Source organism: Methylobacterium sp. Leaf85 (genome assembly GCF_001422125.1).
GTDB lineage: Bacteria > Pseudomonadota > Alphaproteobacteria > Rhizobiales > Beijerinckiaceae > Methylobacterium > Methylobacterium bullatum.
The window spans coordinates 105,740-124,574 of sequence record NZ_LMME01000030.1; the positions used below are offsets into that span (position 1 = coordinate 105,740).

The 18,835-nt window shown below is 68.2% G+C and carries 17 protein-coding genes; 6 read left to right on the plus strand and 11 right to left on the minus strand.

Annotated elements, in window-relative coordinates; all coding sequences use genetic code 11:
* Positions 1 to 101: 101 nt before the first annotated feature.
* Positions 102 to 389, minus strand: coding sequence for a hypothetical protein (locus ASF08_RS15335; protein WP_018043316.1), 288 nt, complete (start codon positions 387 to 389; stop codon positions 102 to 104).
* 431 nt (positions 390 to 820) lie between these two features.
* On the opposite strand from ASF08_RS15335, the gene ASF08_RS15340 reads away from it, so the two are divergent.
* The gene (locus ASF08_RS15340) at positions 821 to 1,054 is read left to right on the plus strand and encodes a hypothetical protein (RefSeq protein WP_056146847.1); all 234 of its coding nucleotides are present in this window, start codon (positions 821 to 823) and stop codon (positions 1,052 to 1,054) included.
* Between the two features lie 17 nt (positions 1,055 to 1,071).
* Here the strand turns inward: ASF08_RS15340 and ASF08_RS15345 are convergent, their stop codons facing one another.
* The 5 genes from ASF08_RS15345 to ASF08_RS26045 all read right to left on the minus strand — a co-directional run bounded on the left by ASF08_RS15345 (position 1,072) and on the right by ASF08_RS26045 (position 8,320).
* Positions 1,072 to 2,310 (minus strand): MFS transporter, encoded by a 1,239-nt coding sequence (locus ASF08_RS15345; RefSeq protein ID WP_056146849.1) that lies wholly within the window; start codon positions 2,308 to 2,310, stop codon positions 1,072 to 1,074.
* Positions 2,307 to 4,151 (minus strand): glycoside hydrolase family 15 protein, encoded by a 1,845-nt coding sequence (locus ASF08_RS15350; RefSeq protein WP_082473228.1) that lies wholly within the window; start codon positions 4,149 to 4,151, stop codon positions 2,307 to 2,309. Before ASF08_RS15350 ends, ASF08_RS15345 begins: the two co-directional genes overlap by 4 nt.
* Positions 4,152 to 4,200: 49 nt before the next feature.
* Positions 4,201 to 5,358, minus strand: a complete 1,158-nt coding sequence (locus ASF08_RS15355) for a Gfo/Idh/MocA family protein (protein ID WP_056146851.1) — start codon at positions 5,356 to 5,358, stop codon at positions 4,201 to 4,203.
* Positions 5,359 to 5,561: 203 nt separating this feature from the next.
* Positions 5,562 to 7,967: a PAS domain S-box protein gene (locus ASF08_RS15360; RefSeq protein ID WP_056146852.1), complete on the minus strand. Its 2,406-nt coding sequence runs from the start codon at positions 7,965 to 7,967 to the stop codon at positions 5,562 to 5,564.
* Between the two features lie 227 nt (positions 7,968 to 8,194).
* Positions 8,195 to 8,320: a hypothetical protein gene (locus tag ASF08_RS26045; protein WP_274533767.1), complete on the minus strand. Its 126-nt coding sequence runs from the start codon at positions 8,318 to 8,320 to the stop codon at positions 8,195 to 8,197.
* Between the two features lie 211 nt (positions 8,321 to 8,531).
* Between ASF08_RS26045 and ASF08_RS25360 the strand changes: the two genes are divergently transcribed.
* A complete protein-coding gene (locus tag ASF08_RS25360; protein ID WP_018043307.1) occupies positions 8,532 to 8,675 on the plus strand; it encodes a hypothetical protein in 144 nt (47 codons plus the stop codon).
* Positions 8,676 to 8,723: 48 nt separating this feature from the next.
* Here the strand turns inward: ASF08_RS25360 and ASF08_RS15365 are convergent, their stop codons facing one another.
* Entirely contained in the window at positions 8,724 to 10,148 is a 1,425-nt protein-coding gene (locus tag ASF08_RS15365) for a phosphatase PAP2 family protein (RefSeq protein ID WP_056146855.1), read from the minus strand.
* A gap of 337 nt (positions 10,149 to 10,485) precedes the next feature.
* On the opposite strand from ASF08_RS15365, the gene ASF08_RS15370 reads away from it, so the two are divergent.
* Positions 10,486 to 13,215, plus strand: coding sequence for an MGH1-like glycoside hydrolase domain-containing protein (locus ASF08_RS15370; protein ID WP_056147171.1), 2,730 nt, complete (start codon positions 10,486 to 10,488; stop codon positions 13,213 to 13,215).
* A 347-nt stretch (positions 13,216 to 13,562) separates the two neighbouring features.
* On the opposite strand, the gene ASF08_RS15375 is transcribed toward ASF08_RS15370, so the two are convergent.
* Both ASF08_RS15375 and ASF08_RS25365 read right to left on the minus strand, forming a co-directional pair.
* The gene (locus ASF08_RS15375) at positions 13,563 to 13,877 is read right to left on the minus strand and encodes a hypothetical protein (protein WP_056146857.1); all 315 of its coding nucleotides are present in this window, start codon (positions 13,875 to 13,877) and stop codon (positions 13,563 to 13,565) included.
* Positions 13,874 to 14,275, minus strand: a complete 402-nt coding sequence (locus ASF08_RS25365) for a hypothetical protein (RefSeq protein ID WP_056146859.1) — start codon at positions 14,273 to 14,275, stop codon at positions 13,874 to 13,876. The genes ASF08_RS15375 and ASF08_RS25365 overlap by 4 nt, the downstream gene beginning before the upstream one ends.
* A 226-nt stretch (positions 14,276 to 14,501) precedes the next feature.
* Between ASF08_RS25365 and nhaA the strand changes: the two genes are divergently transcribed.
* Both nhaA and ASF08_RS15390 read left to right on the plus strand, forming a co-directional pair.
* The gene (gene nhaA, locus ASF08_RS15385; protein ID WP_056146861.1) at positions 14,502 to 15,701 is read left to right on the plus strand and encodes a Na+/H+ antiporter NhaA; all 1,200 of its coding nucleotides are present in this window, start codon (positions 14,502 to 14,504) and stop codon (positions 15,699 to 15,701) included.
* 79 nt (positions 15,702 to 15,780) lie between these two features.
* Complete coding sequence (locus ASF08_RS15390) at positions 15,781 to 16,815, plus strand: cytochrome-c peroxidase (RefSeq protein ID WP_056146864.1); 1,035 nt, start codon at positions 15,781 to 15,783, stop codon at positions 16,813 to 16,815.
* A gap of 68 nt (positions 16,816 to 16,883) precedes the next feature.
* Here the strand turns inward: ASF08_RS15390 and ASF08_RS25370 are convergent, their stop codons facing one another.
* Positions 16,884 to 17,045: a hypothetical protein gene (locus tag ASF08_RS25370; RefSeq protein ID WP_018043300.1), complete on the minus strand. Its 162-nt coding sequence runs from the start codon at positions 17,043 to 17,045 to the stop codon at positions 16,884 to 16,886.
* A 360-nt stretch (positions 17,046 to 17,405) separates the two neighbouring features.
* On the opposite strand from ASF08_RS25370, the gene ASF08_RS15395 reads away from it, so the two are divergent.
* Entirely contained in the window at positions 17,406 to 18,440 is a 1,035-nt protein-coding gene (locus ASF08_RS15395; protein WP_238253928.1) for a hypothetical protein, read from the plus strand.
* Positions 18,441 to 18,469: 29 nt separating this feature from the next.
* On the opposite strand, the gene ASF08_RS15400 is transcribed toward ASF08_RS15395, so the two are convergent.
* A complete protein-coding gene (locus ASF08_RS15400) occupies positions 18,470 to 18,820 on the minus strand; it encodes a hypothetical protein (protein WP_056146866.1) in 351 nt (116 codons plus the stop codon).
* Positions 18,821 to 18,835 lie beyond the last annotated feature (15 nt).

Below are 18,835 nucleotides of genomic sequence, written 5' to 3' on the forward strand. Positions count from 1 at the left end.
GTTCCCCACGGGCGGCATCGTCTTGACGACATCACGCAACCGATAAGGGGGCGGCCCGACCTCCAAACCGCCCCCCCCGAAAGGGGATGCCGCAGCGATGCTCAATCGTCGTCGTCGTCGACGGGCGATCCGGAGGGGATCGGGCTGCCGTTCTCGACCCCGTTCTCGAACATGCCGGGCGGACCGTCGAAGCCGACGACGCCGTCCGGATTGTCCGGCGACACGTTGGGGTCCACCGGCGGCGGCATGGTCCGGTCGAGGCGGCGCTCGATGCGTTCCTCGCGGCGCAGATCCTGGGTGATCGGCACGTCGCGGGGGCTCTGGGCCAGGGCCTCGGCGGCCGGGGACGCCGCGAAGAGCCCCAGCAGGATAGCGGATCCGAACTTCATCTCGTGCCTCCAGGCGCCGTGTCGGCTCCGTCGCCGGAGGTTATCGAGCCGCGGGCAATAATGACCAGTCAATTTCCATGCTGAAGAACGATTAACACAGGCTCGCGAGGACCGTAGCTTGCGCCGATGCGGGCGAGCGCTTCTCGAATCCTGCGCGCACCCTGCATGGTCGTCCGCGTATCGGGCGGGACAGCGCGGATGAGACCGCGCCCGCCTCCGGTCGACCGGCGGATGTGGGGCCGCCGCCGCGCCGGCCCGCCCATTGCTAAGCTCCATCCATCGGCGTCGGGTCGGGTCGCTGGACCACGCTTCCCGTCGATGACCGAAGGCCCGCCGTGTCCCGATCGTTATCCTCGTTCGCAGATGACACCCGAGACATCAGGACGAAACAGACACCTGGGACGTTGTCCTTTTCGGAAAGGGAGACCTGAATGGACGCGAGCCTCATTGCCATGAACGACGAAGCCAACCGGATCGGCTCCGAGCGACTTCTGACGCAGCTGCGCGAGGAGGGGCTCGTCTATCGTCTCTGGGTGACGGGCACGGCGAAGGGAAGCCGCCTGCACATGCAGGTGAACGGGCTCGACGACGAACTCGAAGACCGCCTGGTCCGCGTCCTCAGGGGCCGGGGCATGCAGCTCGATATCCAGCCGCTGACGTCGTAGGCAGGCCGGCCCGCCGCTCACGCTCCCGGACGTGGCGACGAGGCGGCGCGGGGCCGTTCCAGCGAGGCGGAGACCGCCCACAGCGCCAACCCGCCCAGCGCCAGGGCCACGCCGACCCAGCCGGTGGAGGGCAGGCCGAACCCGGCGGTGAGGGCGAGGCCGGCGAGCCAGGGACCCAGCGCGTTGGCGAAGTTGAAGGCCGAGTGGTTGAGCGCGGCAGCCAAGGTCTGCGCGTCCTCGGCCACGTCCATCAGGCGAGTCTGCAGGATGGTGGCGAGGCCGCCGCCGCAGCCGATGAGGAACACCACCGGCGCCAGGGTCCAGACGCTCTCCACCGCGAACGGGTAGAGGGCGAGAGCCGCCGCCGCCCAGACCAGGGTCAGCCCGGCCGCCGGCATCAGGGCGCGGTCGGCGGCCCAGGCGCAGACGAGGTTGCCTGCCGTGAGGCCGAGGCCGAACACGGCGAGCACCAGCGGGATCGCCACCGGCGCGGCGCGGGTGACCTCAATGAGCGTCGAGGCGAGATAGGTATAGACCGAGAACAGGCCGCCGAAGCCGATGGCGCCGATGGCCAGGGTGAGCCAGACCTGCCCGCGCCGCAGCGCGCCGAGTTCGCGGAGCGCACTGGCGCCCGACGCCGGACGGCCGAGGGGCGCCAGGATCCGCACCGCCACCGCCGTCAGCAGCGCCAGGACGGCGACGAGCCCGAAGCTCCAGCGCCAGCCAACGAGCTGGCCGATCCCGTTGGCGAGGGGCACCCCGGCCACCGTGGCGAGGGTGAGGCCCAGGATCACCCGCGAGACCGCCTGGGTCCGCCGCTCCCGTGGGACGAGGGAGGCGGCGACGAGAGCGGCCACGCCGAAATAGGCCCCGTGCGGCAGGCCCGCCAGGAACCGGAACAGCAGCATCCCGTGATAGTTCGGGGCCAGGGCCGACAGGACGTTGCCCAGCGCGAAAAGAACCATCAGCCCGACGAGGAGCGTCCGTCGGGCCATGGTGGCCGCCAGCACGGCGATGACCGGCGCGCCGACGACCACGCCGAGGGCGTAGGCGCTGATGACGTGGCCGGCGGTCGGCGCGTCGATGCCGAGATCGGGCGCGAAGGCCGGAAGCAGGCTCATCGTGGCGAATTCGGTGGTGCCGATGGCAAAGCCGCCCATGGCCAGGGCGGTGAGGACGAGGCCGGGATGCCGGCTGGGCGCGGCATCCGGCAGGCTGAGAGTGCCGGAACGGGTATCGAGGGTGGTGCCGGTCATCGGGCCGCTTTCAAGTCTCGTTCGCGGTCGCCACGCAGGGAACAGGCCGCGTGAAGCAGGGCGAGATGGCTCAGGCCCTGCGGTGTGTTGCCGAGATGGTCGCCGGTGTCGGGATCGACCATCTCGCTCATCACGCCGACGCCTCGGGTGACGGCGCTCAGCGTGCCGGTGAAGACCGCCTCGGCCTCGTCCTGCCTTCCGAGCTCGGCCAGGGCCTCCACCAGCCAGAACGAGCAGGCGACGAAGGCGCCCTCCTCCGTCTCGGCTCCCGAATAGCGATAGAGAAGCGGGCCGCGCCCGAGTTCCTCGCGGATCGCGTCGAGGGTGGAGGACAGGCGGTCGCGCCCGTCGAAGCCGAACCGGACCGCCAGGGTCAGGGAGGCGTCGAGGCGGTCGGTGCCGGGATAGAACGTATAGGCTCGGCGCGTCTGCGACCAGCAATGCTCCTCGATCCAGGCCTGGATCCGATCCCGCTCGCGCGACCAGCGCGGCACGCAGGTCGCCGAGATATGGCCGGCCTCCGCCAGTTCGACGGCGCGGGCCAGCGCCTGCCAGGCGCTGATCTTCGACATCGTGTAATGCTGCGGGACTTCCAGTTCCCAGATCCCGGCATCCTTCTGGCGCCAGCGATCGGCGCATTCGTCGGCGAGATCCGCCAGGACCGTCGCGCTCTTCTGATCGAGGATGTTGCCGTCGGCGACGAACAGGGTCGCGGTCTCGAAGATGTCGCCGTAGATCCCGTGCTGGTGCTGGCGGGCCGCCGCGTTGCCGACCCGGACCGGGCGCGACCCGCGATAGCCGGCCAAGTCGAGAGAGGTCTCCTCCGGCACCTTTCCCCCGCGCAGGGTGTAGAAGACCTGCGCCCCATGCGCGCCGAGATGCTTCATCAGCCAGGAGAAGGCGGCCTTCGCCTCCGGCATCGCGCCGACGCGCAGGAAGGCGTTGACGGTGTAGCCGGCGTCGCGGATCCAGGCGTAGCGGTAATCGTAGTTCTTCGGCCCGCCGATCCGTTCGGGCAGGGAGGTGGTGGCGGCCGCGGCGATGGCCCCGGTCGGCGAGTAGAGCAGCAGCTTCAGGGCGAGGCCGCTGCGCCGCACCTCGGAACGGTGCGGGCCGTCGTAATGCAGGCCCTCCGCCCAGTGTCGCCAGGCGTCGTCGCTGACATCGATGCGCTCGTCGATCTCCGCGATGGTGGGGATGCCGAGGGGCTCGTCCTCGCCGGCCAGAAGCGCCACCAGCGCGCGCTCCCCCTCCCCCAGCGTCACCGTCGCCGCGATGGTGCGGTCCTCTTCCTCGAGGATGCGGATGTTGTCGCTGAAGCGGATCACCCCGAGCACCGGTCCGACATGGAAGACGCAGCCGTTGGGGTTCGGCTGGAGCCAGGGCGAAAGCGAGTCGCCGCGCGTGCCGAAGACGGCGCGGATCCGGAACGTCACCGTGCCCGAGACTCCCTCCAGCCGGCGCGCGAGTTCGCACCAGGGCAGGCGGCCGGCGCGGCTGCTGTTGAGGGATTCGGTGATCCGGGCCGTGCCGGTCGCCGTGGTGACGATCGTCTCCAGCACGTTGCTGTCGGTGCGGTAGCGCCGCTCCATCGTGAACGCCCCCTCGGGGCGAACCTGGAAATAGCCGCCGCTGTCCGGCTCCAGGAGCCGGTCGAACAGGGGCGGCGAATCCATCTCGGGGACGCACCACCATGCCACCGCGCCGTCCGGCCCGACGAGGACGACGGAGCGGCCGTCGCCCAGGGCGGCATAGTCCTGGATCGGGTGTTCCGTGCCGTCCGGGTCGACGCGCCGGGCATCGACGGTGAGGTCGGTGCCCGCCTGGGCTCGGTCATTCATCGCGAGAACTTGTGGAGCGAGGGACGGGAACGGTCTCGAAACGGCCGGGCTAGTTCAGCGGAACCTTGTCCTTGCCCTTGCCGGGATTCGACGTGTTGACGAGCTCCGGCGCCTTCTGTGCCGGGAGCGTCTGCTCCTGGGCCTTCGTGTCGATGCGCTTGGTGCGGGTGAAGGGTTCGAGCGTCTGGGACGTCCCGGTCTGCAGGGCGCGGACGATGCCTTCGATCACACGAAGATCGGCCAAGCCTTCCTCGCCATCGGGCTCGGGCTCGCGGTCATGAAGGATGCAATCCGAAAAGTATTTCAGCTCGCCGCCGAAATGGTCGGTGTTCTTGAAGCTGGCGTGGCTCTTGTCCTCGCCGATGGTGACCGTGTGCTCCAGAGGCTTGCCGTACATGTAGGCCGGGTTGACCTCGACGCTGCCTTTGGTGCCGACGACCGAATAGCTGTCGAGGGTATTGCCGTAATAGGACAGCACGAACTGCGCGATGCGGTTCTGCGGGAACCGGAGGGTCACCGCGACGGTATCGTCGAAATCGCCGAGACCGGCTTCGGGGTGGCGGATGCCCACGGCCGAGACCACCTCCGTCGGCTCGTCGCCGAAGATGGTGCGGGCGGCGTTGATCGGATACGGACCCATGTCGAAGATCGGGCCCGCTTCGATGCCGCTGGTCGCGCGGTGGTTCTCGGGCGAGACCATCTGGGTGAAGGTCGAGGAGAAGGTGAGGAGGTCACCGAGTTTGCCGGCCCGGATCAGGTCGATGGTCGCCAGGGTGCAGGGCTCGAAATGCAGCCGGTAGGCCACCATGAGCTTGGCGCCGGAGGCTGTCTGGGCCGCGATGATCTCCTTCGACTTCTCCGCCGAGATTTCCAGCGGCTTCTCCACGAGGACATGGATGCCGGCCTTTAGGGCGGGAACCGCGAACTCCGCATGGCGCCAGTTCGGCGTGGCGAGATAGATGGCATCGATCGTGCCCGAGGCCAGCAGCGTGTCGAACTCCTCGTAGCCGTAGGATTCGGTGACGCCGTATTGCGCGCCGACGCCGCGCGCCTTCTCCGGGTCGCCGGTGACGAAGGCGACGATCTCCGAATTGCCGGTGTGCTTCACGCCGGGCAGCATGGCTTCCTGCGTGATGTCGCCGAGGGCGACGAAGGCGTAGCGGACCTTTTTCGAAGAGGTCAGGCCGAGGGCGGAGGCGATGCTCATGGGGATGTCCGTATCGGGCGGGCGTCGTTCGGTGCCGGCCTGGAATGCGCGGGAACCGGGCGAGGCGGCGATGACGGGCCGTGCGGCGACGACAGACGTGCCCCATCGCCCCGGTGACCACGCGCCGGCTTTCATGAGGAGGGAACGTTGCACTGCAACAGAGGTTGCCGCGTCGCCCGGTCGCGCCCGCCCGGCGGGCCGCGTCAGCGCGAGACGGCGAGCCGCAGGATGCGCGACAGGTCGGCCACCGAATAGGGTTTGCGCAGGAGCTCGAACCCATGGCTGCCCTCCTCGGCGAGGACGTGGCTGTAGCCCGAGGTGAGCACGATCGGCAGGTCCGGCCATGTGCGGCGGATCGCGTGGCCGAGATCGATGCCGTTCATGCCCGGCATGACCACGTCGGAGAAGACCACCTCGAAACCGGCGGAGTCGCGCGCCAGGGCGTCGAGGGCCTGCTGCGCATCCGTCACCCAATGCGTGACGTAGCCGAGTTCCTGCAGGGCCTGGGTCGCGAAGGCGCCGACCTCCGCGTTGTCCTCCACCACGAGCACGCGGGTGCCGTGCCGCTCGGCCAGGGGCGGGGGCTCCCGCACCGGCTCGGCCGCCACGGCTTCCCCCGCCGCGCGCGGGAGATAGAGGGTGAAGGTCGTGCCCTGGCCGAGGCGGCTTTCCACCACGACCTCGCCGCCCGATTGCTTGGCGAAACCGAAGACCTGGGACAGGCCGAGGCCGGTGCCCTGCCCCACGCCCTTGGTGGTGAAGAACGGCTCGAAGATCCTGTCGAGCACCTCCGGCGCGATGCCCGAGCCGGTATCGGCGACGGAGACGGCGACGAAATCCCCCCGGATGCGGGGATGCGCCCGGACGGCCGGGATGATCGACGCGCGGCGAACCCGGATGGTGAGCCGGCCTTCGCCGTCCATGGCGTCACGGGCGTTGACGACCATGTTGACGAGGGCCGTGTCGAACTGGCTCGGATCGGCGTCGATGAGGCAGGCCAGCGGCTGTCCCGCATCGTCCCGGCCGGTCTCGATCTGGGTCACGACCTGGATGCGCGCGCCCGTGAGGGTGCCGACCATGTCGGCCACGGAGGCCACGCCCTTGGCGACGTCGAAGACCTCGGGCGTCAGGGATTGCCGACGGGCGAAGGCCAGGAGCTGGCCGGTGAGCTTGGCCGCGCGGGTCACCGTATCCGAGATGGCGTCGACATAGCGCCGCCGGCGCTCCTCCGGCAGGTCGGGACGGCGCAGGAGGTCGGTGGAGGACCGGATCACGGTCAGGAGGTTGTTGAAGTCGTGGGCGACGCCGCCGGTGAGCTGGCCCACGGCTTCGAGCTTCTGCGATTGGCGGAGTTGCTCCTCCAGGGCCTTGCGCTCGGTCACGTCGCGGCCGGCGGCGTAGAAATGGTCGCCCTGCGGAATCGCGTTCCAGGAGATCCAGCGCTCGCTGCCATCGGCCGCTATCTGCCGGATGTCGAGGTTGTCCAGGATGGCGCCTCTCCGCAACCGGTCCATGGCCTGTTCGGCCGCCTTGCGGTCCTCGGGATGCACGAAGGCGTCGAATCGCGCGCCGACCAGGGAATCGGCGGGCCAGCCCAGCATCTCGCTCCAGGCCGGATTGACCGACCGGTAGAGTCCATCGAAGCCGCAGATCACGAGGAGGTCGCGGCTCGCGCGCCAGACGAGGTCGCGCTCCGTGGTCCGCTCGCGCGCCGTCGTCCTCAGCACGGTCTCGGCCTCGCGCCGGTCGGTGATGTCGTTGAACAGGATGGCGACGCGCCGCTGGACCGGTTCTCCGATGCGCAGGGCGTGTACGTCGAACCAGCGGCCCAGCGTCACCGCCCCGCTCTCGAACCGCACGGGATTGCCGGTGAGCGCGACCTCGCCATAGGTGTCGAGCCAGCGGGGTTCGATGCCGGGAATGACCTCGCTCACCCAGCGGCCCTCGACGTCGCCGAGGCCGGCCTGCCGCTCGAAGGCGGGATTGACCTCGATGAAGCGGTAGTCGATGGCGCGGCCCGTGGCGTCGAACCGCATCTCGACGATGCAGAACCCGGCATCGATGGCGTCGAACAGCGTCCGGTAGCGGGCCTCGCTCTCGGCGAGCTTGCCTTCCTCGGTGCGGAAGCGGGTGACGTCGAGCTGGCTGCCGAAGAAGTAGCGCAGGCGCCCGTCCCGGTCGAAGACGGGACTGACATAGAGTTCGTTGCGGAACGGCGTCCCGTCGCGGTGATAGTTGATGATCTCGACCACCACGTCGCGCCGCGCCGCGATGGCGTCGCGCAGGCGCGCCACGTCGGCCGGGTCGGTTCCCGGCCCCTGCAGGAACCGGCAATTGTGCCCGACGAGTTCCTCCGCCGAGTAGCCGCACAGATCCTGGAAGGCGCGGTTGGCGAAGACGATGGGATTGTCGGGCTGGTTCGGGTCGGTGATGATCTGCGGCATGCGGGTCTTCTCCGCCGCCGTGAACAGCAGTTCCGGCCCCGCCGCCGAGGTCTTCTGGCCGCTCTCCGGGGAATGGATGCCGGACGCGATCTCCGCCTTCAGCCGCGCGATCTCGGCTTCGAGATCGGCTTCGCGCCGCCGCAACCGGTCGATGTCGTCCTCCATACCGCCCGTTCCCATCCGGCCGCCGCGTTCATCCGGGCTCGAGGGAGCCCAACGGTCGAGACTGCGGTCGGCTCCCTAACCCATCTGGGGGGCGGCCGTCGCGCATTCGAAGGGGTCCCGTTCCGCCCTCACGATCGGGCGTCGCTCGCGACGAAAGTGCTGCCTCAGCCGTCCCGGTGACGCCATCGCGCGGAACGACGCAGTGGACGTCCGGGGCGGGGCCGCGATCAGCCGATGACGTCGTCGTCCCATTCCACCCGCGGATAGGAGACCGGCGGCTCGCGCAGAACCCAGAGCCCCAGGCATCCCACGGCACAGACCGAAGCGCTGATGTAGAGGATGAAGTCGAGCACGGACGAGGCCCTCGCAGCAGGCTGATGATAAGCCATTCTCCCGTGGCACGGCTAAGAAAGCCTGAACGTCCGCGAGACGACGGCCCGTGCCGTCCCCTCGTCAGGTGGAAGCACCCGCCAGGGCGCGTCCGCGTGGATGTGCGCCGGCGCAACCCGTCGGCCCGCCTCCCGGCGTAGAGCCTTCCTCTCTCCCCCGAGAAGGAAAAGGGCGATGTCCGCCAAATGGGTCCTTGCGTTGACGGTCCTGGTCTTCCTGACCACCGGCCGGGCGCCGGGAATGCGTGAGCTGCGAAATCCCGACGCCGAGTCCGGCCATTCCCGCATCGTCCACATGGTCAAGCGCGTGTCGGAGTGAGGATGCGCGGCCCGTCATCCGCCACCCCATGCGCCGGCGCGGTCAGTGCTACGGGGCGGCGGACCGCCGGGTGGCGGCGAGGGCCGCCGCCTTGCCCCCGGCCGCGTAGAGGTCGAGCCGGGAATACAGGCCGAAGACCGAGCCGTCGTCGAGGAAGCCGCCGGCCGGGCCGAGGGTGTCGGTGAGGATGGCGTTGGCCTCGGCGAGCGTCACCGCCGGAAAGGCGGCGGTGAGGAGATGTCCGGCCTCCGGCGCGACCCGCGCGACATCCACCGCCTGGCCCGACCGGTCCCGATGCACCACCGGCAGGCCGTAGGTCTGGGTGGAGGCGTAGAAGGCCCCGTTGGCGGCGGCATCCTTGAACCGGCTCCGGTCGGCGGCGGCGCAGGCGGCCACCGTGTCGCCGCAGCCCTCGCGAAGGACGGCCTGGAGTTCCGCGCGGGCCGCCTTCAGGGCCTCGGGATAATCGGTGATCGTCACCGCGCCGTCGGTGGCGCGGCTCATCTCGTTGTCGATGGCCGGGTTCGCGCGGGTCTGGCCCACATAGGCGGGGTCGTTGGCCAGCAGATGGGCGACGGCGTGGAGCGCGACGCTCCGGCCTCCGAGCACGTCCATGGCGTAATGGGCGCCGACCACGATGCGGTTGTTGCCGTACTCGGCCCCGCGCGCGATCATCTGCTGGTAGCGCTCGGGCACCAGCAGGGCGAGGAGCAGGGATTCCGTATAGCCGTAGGTGGTGTGGCCGCTCGGATAGGACGGGCTGTCCGTCAGGTTCTGCTTCGGCCCCCGCAGCCAGTCGATGCTGTGCGAGGCGGCGCCGAAATAATCCTCGCCGCGATAGGCGAGAAGGCTCGGCTCGGTCTGGAACGGGCGCGAATTGCCGAAGGCGTCGGCACCCGGCGTCCCGGCGGGACGGCCATAGGCCTTGCCGAAGACATCCGTCGTACCGCCGATCCTGGTCAGGATGGCGCGGGCGGGTTCGGAGACGGGGGCCTCGCCATTCGTCGTCGCATTGGCGAAGAAGTACTTCCCCGCATTCGAATCCGACTTGGTGATGTTGTTGGTGTAGCCGATCAGGCGGGCGATGCTGCCAGAGACGCTGGTGAAGGTCTTGAAGTCCTCGTAGCGCGCCTTGGCCTGATAGGCCTCCCCGAGGGCGGTGCCGAGGCCGTCGGCGAGCTGCGCGGCGTTGCCGTCGGTGATGAAGCAATCGCGCAGGGCGAGGCGCTGCTGCTCGGGAAAGGGCAGCAGCAGCGGCTGGTCGTGCCGCCCCATCTGGATGTCGCCGGTGACCGTGAGGTTCGCCGCCAGCGCCGCCTTGCCCTCCGCCGTCGCCGCCAGGGCGCTCACCGGCGCCAGCCCGCGCACAGCTTCCAGATTCGTCGCCGATTGTGCCAGCGCGTGAGCGGGCGCGAGGGCGAGGAGGGCGATGAGCCCGAGCGTGCGGGCCGTGTTCGTGCGTGGTCTGGTCATGGCACCGGAATCAGGCTGTCGTGGCGGTGGCGCAGGCTAGCAGAGTGCTCGGCCCGCCGCCGCCGGATTTCGCGGCGGATCACGCGCACCATTCCGTGACGCCCGCGTGACCGTTCTCCGGCGGCCGGTCGAGGACCGCCCCTGGCGGCATGTTCCTCCAAGACATATCGGCGCTTGGCGCTAATGGTGCATCTCGGCTCCCACTGAGCCAAAGCCCATCGGGACCGATGACCGCCCAAAAGTCGCCCTCCACGTCTTGCTGCACGATTCCTTGCCGCACAATTCCCCGCCGCACGATCCCCCGTCCTTGCCGGCCGTTGCCCGCCGCGCGCCGGTCATGTCCGTTCGGCGCCTGCGTCCAGCGTGGTCCGGCACGAGGGGAATCGGCGTGAGCGAGCTCGACGCCTGGGCCGAGCGGCGGCGCATCGCCGAGCAGGCGCGGGGCGAGCGCGCATGGTCCCTGTGGGGGCCGTATCTCGCCGAGCGCCAATGGGGGACGGTGCGGGAGGATTACAGCCGCGACGGCAATGCCTGGCGCTCGCTGACGCATGAGGAGGCACGTTCGCGCGCCTATCGCTGGGGCGAGGACGGGCTCGCCGGCATCTGCGACGAGCGTGGGCAGATGTGCCTGTCCCTCGCCCTGTGGAACGGCCGCGACCATATCCTGAAGGAACGGCTCTTCGGCCTGACCAACGAGGAGGGCAACCACGGCGAGGACGTCAAGGAGGTCTATCACTACCTCGACGCGACCCCGAGCCATGCCTACCTGAAGTTCCTCTACCGCTATCCGCAGGCCGCCTATCCCTATGACGAGCTCGTCCGCGAGGGTCTGCGCCGGGGCCGGGACCAGCCGGAATACGAGATCGAGGACACGGGCGCCTTCGCCGAGGACCGCTTCTTCGACGTCACCGTGGAATACGCCAAGGAGGAGATCGACGACATCCATGCGGTGATCACGGCGACCAACCGTGGCCCGGAGGCGGCGGATCTGCGCCTCGTGCCGCAGCTCTGGTTCCGCAACATCTGGTCGTGGCGCGAGGGACCGGCGGAATCGCGCCCCAAGATGGCGGTCCAGCCGGATGGGAGCATCGCCTGCGAGCATCCGCGCCTCGGCCGATACCGGCTCTCCCATGACGGCGAGCCGGAGGTGCTGTTCTGCGAGAACGACACCAACCTGCGCCTGCATGGCTGGCAGCCCGATGCGGCCGGCCCGTTCAAGGACGGGCTCCACGCGGCCATCGTCGGGGGCGACGAATCCGCCGTGCGGCGGGATGGCGGGACCAAGCTCGGCCTGCATTACGCCTTCCGCCTCGAGCCCGGCGAAACCCGGCGGGTGAACCTCAGGCTGTCGGCGGGGTCGCGGCCTCGTCCGGTCGACCACGAGGGCGCCATCCTGCTGCGCCGGATCGCCGAGGCGGACGCCTTCTACGACGCCCTTCAGGACGGCATCGCGGACTCGGATTCGCGCGCCATCTTCCGCCAGGCCGCCGCCGGGTTGATCTGGTCGAAGCAGCTCTATTGTTACGACGTGCGGCTCTGGCTGAAGGGTGACCCGCTCCAGCCGGCCCCGCCGCGCGAGCGCGACGGCGGGCGCAACATCCACTGGCGTCATTTCGCCGGGTCCGACGTGCTCTCGATGCCGGACAAGTGGGAATATCCCTGGTTCGCGGCCTGGGACCTCGCCTTCCACTGCCTGCCTCTGGCCCTGCTCGACCCGGATTTCGCCAAAAAGCAGCTCCTGCTCCTCACCCGCGAATGGTACATGCACCCCAACGGCCAGCTTCCGGCCTACGAATGGGAGTTCGGCGACGCCAACCCGCCGGTCCATGCCTGGGCCACCTACCGGGTGTTCGAGATCGACCGCGACCGGCGCGGCGGGCGCGGCGACCTCGCCTTTCTGGAGGGCGTCTTCCACAAGCTCCTGATCAACTTCACTTGGTGGGTGAACCGCAAGGACGCCGACGGCCGCAACGTCTTCCAGGGCGGCTTCCTCGGCCTCGACAATGTCGGCGTGTTCGACCGGTCGCGCCCGCCCCCCGGCTTCGGCCGCATCCATCAGGCCGACGGCACCGCCTGGATGGCGATGTATTCGCTCAACATGATGCGCATCGCCCTCGAACTCGCGCTCCACAACGACGTCTACGAGAGCACCGCCTCGAAGTTCTTCGAGCATTTCCTCCTCATCGCCGAGGCGATGACCGACATGGGCGGCGAGGGCTTCGGCCTGTGGGACGAGGAGGACGAGTTCTACTACGACGAGGTCGACATTCCCGGCGGCGGGATGCTGCCGTTGCGGGTCCGCTCCGTGGTGGGGCTGGTGCCGCTCTTCGCCGTCGAGGTGATCGAGCCCTCGGTGCTGCAGCGGCTGCCGGATTTCGCCCGGCGCCTGAACTGGCTCCTCGAGAACCGCCCCCACCTTGCCTGCCTCGTCTCGCGCTGGGACGAAGGCGGCGTCGGCGACCGCAAGCTGCTGTCGCTCCTGCGCGGGCACCGGATGAAGGCGCTGCTGCGGCGCATGCTCGACGAGGCCGAGTTCCTCTCGGACCACGGCGTCCGCTCCCTGTCGAAGGCGCATCTGGAGCGGCCCTATTCCCTCAACGGGTTCGGCGACGCGTTCACGGTGCGCTACGACCCGGCCGATTCCACATCGAACATGTTCGGCGGCAATTCGAACTGGCGCGGCCCAGTCTGGATGCCGGTCAACTACCTCGTCGTCGAGGCGTTGCGGCGGTTCCATTCCTATTACGGGGACGACTTCCTGGTGGAATATCCCACCGGATCGGGCACGTTCCTGACCCTCAACGCCATCGCGGACGCCCTCACCGACCGCCTGATCTCCCTCTTCGCCAAGGGCGAGGACGGTAAGCGGCCGGCCTTCGGCGATCGCCCGCCCATCGCCTCGGCCCCCGGCGCCGAAGACGCGCTGCTGTTCCACGAGTTCTTCGACGGCGATACCGGCCGCGGCCTCGGCGCCTCCCACCAGACCGGCTGGACGGCGCTGATCCTCAACCTGCTGCACCAGAAGGCGCAGCGGACGGAGGTGGAGAAAGGTGAAACGGCGGCGTGACGGGCCATGTAGGGGGCGACCTGCGATTCTCGGGCAGGGTAGCATCCCGTTTGCGAGGGCTCGCGACCCGGATAGCCGTGAGCAATCGTCCGATCAGCACAACCCGACGTGCAACTCGGTCTCGAGCGGAGCGGGATCTCCCCTGGGGCTCGGTTCTGACCCTGAATGGCGCTGGCATCCACACGGGGCGGCAACTGCTCGCTACGGCGAATGCTCAGACCTTGCCGGATTGAGCGCGTCTCGGTTTCGGACTCCGCTACTCGGCCTTGTTGGAAGAGCGCGGGACAAAGTTCCGCGCCAATGTGCTGAACGTGACGGGGGCGAATTACTGGACCTATACAGCTTCTCTAACGATCGTAGGATTTTCCGCCGGTGCTGATGCCGTACAGCATTGAAGAGTAGGGCAGTCGGGCAATGATGGTTGCTTGGCTCGCTACCCTACCGGCGACCATGCCTCGGCATAGGAGGTTCACACTCCCCATTTCCCGCTCGCAGAATGCATCTGGGCTGTCGATGAAGTTTAGATTCGTTAACCGTGAGATGATGACGGTTCGCCCTTCAGGTATGGCGCCGATAGGCTGGATGACGAAGATCGTGACGAACTGTGCAGCGATGACAAGCGCGACAGCCATAATAGTGAGGGTGGCGAGCGATTTCTTCACGAGACCGCTCCTCGAAGCATGGTCTCTAAGTCCTCACGGGTTTTGAATTTAATCGTTCGGCCATTGACGATTGCCACCACGCCACCGTCTGGCTCATTCCGGTAGGGCGTGCTGCCAATCACACCATCGGCGGCAAAGTCCACTGCTGACTCACGCACAGGGGTGAACCCCTTGCTGGCCAATTCAAGTGCTTTCTGCTTGTTGGCCTCTTCGCTCCCCTCGGCAGGTTTCATAATAAGCGCATGAGGCAACGCAACAATAAAGAGGGCCGCACCGTAGAACCACCACAGCGCGAACGACTGCCCTTTTTTCTGAGCAATGAAAGCTGGGATCAACACAATTAGGGCTGCGATTACAAGGATTTTCCACTTCCCGCCCCTAACTGCTTTCACCTGCATTCTACCGAAGGTGGTGGTATCCGCTAGGTACGAAGGCAGACAGACGGCGTGAGGGAATATATCCTATGGCATTAATGTCACAGAGCTCGGCTCTGTCGTCGATGTCGATCGACCTCTGATCGGCGGAAGCGCGTCCCGCGCGAGTACCCGGTCGGGACAGGAGCGCATACCCGTTCCGATGCTCTGAAGGCTTGCCGTCGGGCTCGTCCCCTGGCACGCGTCTTCCATGCCGGAAACCGCACCCGCCCGCCGTCCCCTCTCCGCCCTGCGCAACGCCCTCCGGAGCGAGGCCAGTGGCGGGTTGATCCTGATGGCGAGCGCCGTGCTCGCCCTGATCGTCGCCAATTCCCCCCTCGCGCCGAGCTATTTCGCCCTGCTCGGCGCCTATGTCGGCGGCCTCAGCGTGCTGCATTGGGTCAATGACGGCCTGATGGCGCTGTTCTTCCTGCTCGTCGGCCTGGAGATCAAGCGCGAGGTGCTCGATGGGCGCCTGCGCACCTGGCCGGACCGTGTCCTGCCGGGGGTGGCGGCGTTGGGGGGCATGGTCGCCCCGGCGCTGATCTATGTCCTCGTCAACCGGTCCTCGCCCGAGACCCTGCGCGGTTGGGCGATCCCCACCGCCACCGATATCGCCTTCGCGCTCGGCGTCCTCGCCCTCCTCGGATCGCGCGTTCCGGTCTCGCTGAAGGTGTTCCTCACCGCACTCGCCATCATCGACGATCTCGGCGCGGTGCTCATCATCGCCGCGTTCTACACCGCCGACCTGTCGTTGCCGATGCTGGCGGGGGCGGGCGTCACCGTCGCGATCCTGGTCGGGCTCAACCGCGCTGGCGTGAGCCGTCTCTCGCCCTACCTCGTCCTCGGCGCGGTCCTGTGGTTCCTCGTGCTGAAATCGGGCATCCACGCCACCATCGCGGGAGTGCTCCTGGCGCTCACCATTCCCCTGCGCCCGAGCCCCGCCAGACCCGACGACCCGGCCTCGCCGCTCCACAAGCTGGAACATGCGATCCATCCCTGGTCGGCCTATCTCGTCCTCCCCGTCTTCGGCTTCGCCAATGCGGGCGTGTCGTTCAGCGGCATGTCGCCGGCGATGCTGTCCGATCCGGTGACCCTCGGCGTGGCCCTCGGCCTCCTCGTCGGCAAGCAGATCGGCGTGTTCGGCGCGGTCTTCGCCGCCGTGAAGCTCGGCCTCGCCCAGCGCCCGGCCCATGCCGGCTGGTGGCAGATCTACGGCCTGTCGCTCCTCTGCGGCGTCGGCTTCACCATGAGCCTGTTCATCGGCCTCCTCGCCTTCGTGGATAATCCCGGCCTGGAGACGGAGACCAAGATCGGCGTGCTTCTCGGGTCCGTGACGTGCATGATCGCCGGAGCCCTCGTCCTCCTCCTCGCGCCCGCTTCGGACCGTCGGGCCGGCCCCGCGGCGTGAGGACGCGCCCTCGGTCTCATCCGCCTTTGACAACACAATCTTCAAGGGGATCGCTTAAACTGATCAGTCGGAGAGCAGGATGACTCGAAAGGCAGGCTCGGCGTTCGGCAAGGCGGCATTGACGGTTTCCGTGGCGGCAGCTGTCGGCTCGGGCCTCTTCGCCACCCATGGCATGACCGACGACGCCACCGCCTGGCGCAGCGCCTTCGCGCGCCCGTCCGCATTGGCCGTGCCCGACGGCATTCCCGATACGGAGGCGCAGGTCGAGCTCGGCCGGACGCTGTTCTTCGATCCGGTCCTGTCGCGATCCCGCTCCATCTCCTGCGCCACATGCCACGAGCCGTCGCGCCATTGGGGTGACGGGCGCATGCGCGGCATCGGCGAGCCCGGGATCGAGCTGAAGCTGCGCACGCCCACCCTGCTCAACGTCGGCTGGATCGCGCCGCTCGGCTGGGACGGCAAGTTCCCGGACCTCGAATCCGTCGCCTTCACGCCGATCACCGGCCCCAACCTCATGAACCTCTCGGAAGAGGAGCTCATCGCCCGCCTGCGCGCCGACCCGGATTACGTCGCCGCCTTCGCCGCGACCTTCGAGGATCGCGAGATCACGCGGGGCGGGATCGAGCGGGCGCTGGCCGCGTTCCAGCGCACCATCGTCTCGGGAAGCGCGCCGTTCGACCGCTGGCGCGACGGCGATGCCTCGGCGATCGGAGCCTCCGCGAAGGCGGGGTTCGCGCTGTTCAACGGCAAGGCCGGATGCCACGAATGCCATGGCGGCTGGGCGTTCACCGACGGGTCGTTCCACGATATCGGCGTCGGCCGGGACGACGATATCGGGCGGGGACGCCTGTTCCCCACGTCGAAGAGCCTGCAATACGCCTTCAAGACCCCGACCCTGCGCGATGTCGCGCAGCGCGGCCCCTATATGCACGACGGTTCGGTGGCGACCCTGCGCGACGTGATCGATCTCTACGATCGCGGCGGCATCGAACGCCCGAGCCGGTCGCCCAAGATCAGGCCGCTCCATCTCGCCGAGACCGAGAAAGCCGATCTCCTGGCGTTCCTGGACACGCTGACGGCTGCGGAGCCCAAGCAGAAGGCCGCATCGAAGTGAGTCTCCGGCGCGGACTTCGCCGTCTCGAAGCGCGCCGCTGAAGTCGCCGACGGGTTGCCGCTTCGGTTCTACCGGAACAGCGTCAAGCCGACACCGGCGAGCGACAGGCCCACGATCATCAGCGATCCGCCCCAGGTCTCGTAGGCCGCGGCCCGCGCCGCCACCCGCGTCGACGCATAAGCGAAGCTGCCGCCCGCGATCAGGGTGGACAGGCTGAGTGTTGTAATCACGCGAGAGCCTTTCTGCTTGATGCGAAGCGAGGGCTTGGGCGCCGCCCCTCCATGACTATCAGAGTTTGCCGAATGATCCCGTCGATAATCCCATCGATGGTCTCGACGCACGGCGACGCTGTTGCTCGGGGGTGACGCTGTGGTCCCTCTTCAGCCAGAACGCATACGCCGACCGGGCTTCATCCGCGAGAGTCCACCGGCGGCCGGCACCGGAATCATGGCAGGAGCGACACATCGCCGACCATGCTGACGCTGCTGAAGATTCATTAACGAAATCCTTTCAGGATCGCCAGAAACTACGTAGAACAATGTCGCTGCCGCCGGCCGTCGGCGTTTCAGCTTTCGCCGAGGCTTCATCACATGAGTCTGCGTTGTCGGTTGCCCGGCCCCCGTGCATTGTCCGCCGCCCTGTTTGTGCTCGTTACGGGCTCCACTGGAGCCAGTGCTCACGTCAAATGGTTCTGTGCTTTCGACGTCGCTGGTTCGCCGGTCGGTCTTGCCGAGGTACTGTGCGATAGCTTCGAGCAACTCGTCATCGTCTCTCTCCTGGCCCTGTTCGTCGGCGCGCTGCTCGAGCGGACGATCCTCGGCGAGGCGATGATGCGCTCCCTCGACCGGGTCACGGCCTGGGCGCGGGAGAACACCGAGCTGATGTTCCGCGCGGTCTGCGGCGGCTTCTTCGTCTCGCTCTGGACGCTCGGCGGCGTCATCCTCACGCCCGAGCTCACCACCACCAGCACCGCCCTGCCCTGGTTCCAGCTCGCCATCGCCGCCGGATTCCTGTGGCGGCAGACGATGCCGCTCTCGGCTCTCGGCATCGTCGTCCTGTTCGGGATCGCGGTGGCGAATTACGGCGTGTTCCACCTGGCCGACTACCCCGTCTTCCTCGGTGTCGCCGCCTATCTCGCCCTGACGGGCCTCCGGCGGGAGCTGTTCGGGATCCGGCCCCTCGACATCGTCCGCTACTCGGCCGCCGTGACGCTGATGTGGGCCTCGGTGGAGAAATGGGCCTATCCGCAATGGTCCTACCCGCTCTTCATCGACCGCCCGGAACTGACGATGGGGTTCGACGGCGCCTTCTTCATGAAGGCCGCCGGCGCGGTGGAATTCGCCCTCGCCTTCGCGCTGATCTGCACGCCCCTGGTGCGCCGCCTGGCGGCGATCGTGCTCGCGGCGGCCTTCGTCTCCGCGATCTTCGAGTTCGGCAAGGTCGATGCGATCGGCCATTCCCCGATCATCGTGGCGATGGTGGCCATCGCCGCCGACGATGTCAGGGTCCCCCTGCGGGTCCGCCAGCTGGCGACCCTCCCCTTCGGATACGGGGCCGCCCTCGCGAGCTTCATCGGGCTCTATTACGGCGCCCATGCCGCGCTGTCGGCGGCCGGCGCCCTGTAGCCCGGGCCGGCATCCGGTTCGCGTCGCGGTCAGTTGCCGTCGACGCGGACCGCCAGCTTCATCTTGGGGTGGATGCCGCACAGGACGGCGAAGGTCCCGCTCACGGGGAAGACGATCTCGGCCTTGCCGCCCGGCTCCTGATCGCCGGAATCGTAATGGAACGTCGGCGAGTCGACATAGGCGTGATGCAGGAGATCGCCGTCGTCGTTGACGATCTGGACGGTCTCCCCCTTCTTGATCACCAGGGCGCTCGGCTGGAACGCCCGGCCCTTCTGCGAGATGCGGTAGACCTGTCCGGCCGCCGAGGCATGGAGGGCGAAGGCGGCGACGCCGGTGGCAACGAGGGCGAACGCGAGACCGAGTGAAGTGATGCGTCTCATGCCGTCCGCCGATAC

Bases quoted from the DNA above. Each gene is read 5' to 3' on its own strand.
- ASF08_RS15335 (WP_018043316.1), bottom strand. From the start codon at position 389: ATGAAGTTCGGATCCGCTATCCTGCTGGGGCTCTTCGCGGCGTCCCCG.
- ASF08_RS15340 (WP_056146847.1), top strand. From the start codon at position 821: ATGGACGCGAGCCTCATTGCCATGAACGACGAAGCCAACCGGATCGGC.
- ASF08_RS15345 (WP_056146849.1), bottom strand. From the start codon at position 2,310: ATGACCGGCACCACCCTCGATACCCGTTCCGGCACTCTCAGCCTGCCG.
- ASF08_RS15350 (WP_082473228.1), bottom strand. From the start codon at position 4,151: ATGAATGACCGAGCCCAGGCGGGCACCGACCTCACCGTCGATGCCCGG.
- ASF08_RS15355 (WP_056146851.1), bottom strand. From the start codon at position 5,358: ATGAGCATCGCCTCCGCCCTCGGCCTGACCTCTTCGAAAAAGGTCCGC.
- ASF08_RS15360 (WP_056146852.1), bottom strand. From the start codon at position 7,967: ATGGAGGACGACATCGACCGGTTGCGGCGGCGCGAAGCCGATCTCGAA.
- ASF08_RS25360 (WP_018043307.1), top strand. From the start codon at position 8,532: ATGTCCGCCAAATGGGTCCTTGCGTTGACGGTCCTGGTCTTCCTGACC.
- ASF08_RS15365 (WP_056146855.1), bottom strand. From the start codon at position 10,148: ATGACCAGACCACGCACGAACACGGCCCGCACGCTCGGGCTCATCGCC.
- ASF08_RS15370 (WP_056147171.1), top strand. From the start codon at position 10,486: ATGTCCGTTCGGCGCCTGCGTCCAGCGTGGTCCGGCACGAGGGGAATC.
- ASF08_RS25365 (WP_056146859.1), bottom strand. From the start codon at position 14,275: ATGCAGGTGAAAGCAGTTAGGGGCGGGAAGTGGAAAATCCTTGTAATC.
- nhaA (WP_056146861.1), top strand. From the start codon at position 14,502: ATGCCGGAAACCGCACCCGCCCGCCGTCCCCTCTCCGCCCTGCGCAAC.
- ASF08_RS15390 (WP_056146864.1), top strand. From the start codon at position 15,781: ATGACTCGAAAGGCAGGCTCGGCGTTCGGCAAGGCGGCATTGACGGTT.
- ASF08_RS15395 (WP_238253928.1), top strand. From the start codon at position 17,406: ATGAGTCTGCGTTGTCGGTTGCCCGGCCCCCGTGCATTGTCCGCCGCC.
- ASF08_RS15400 (WP_056146866.1), bottom strand. From the start codon at position 18,820: ATGAGACGCATCACTTCACTCGGTCTCGCGTTCGCCCTCGTTGCCACC.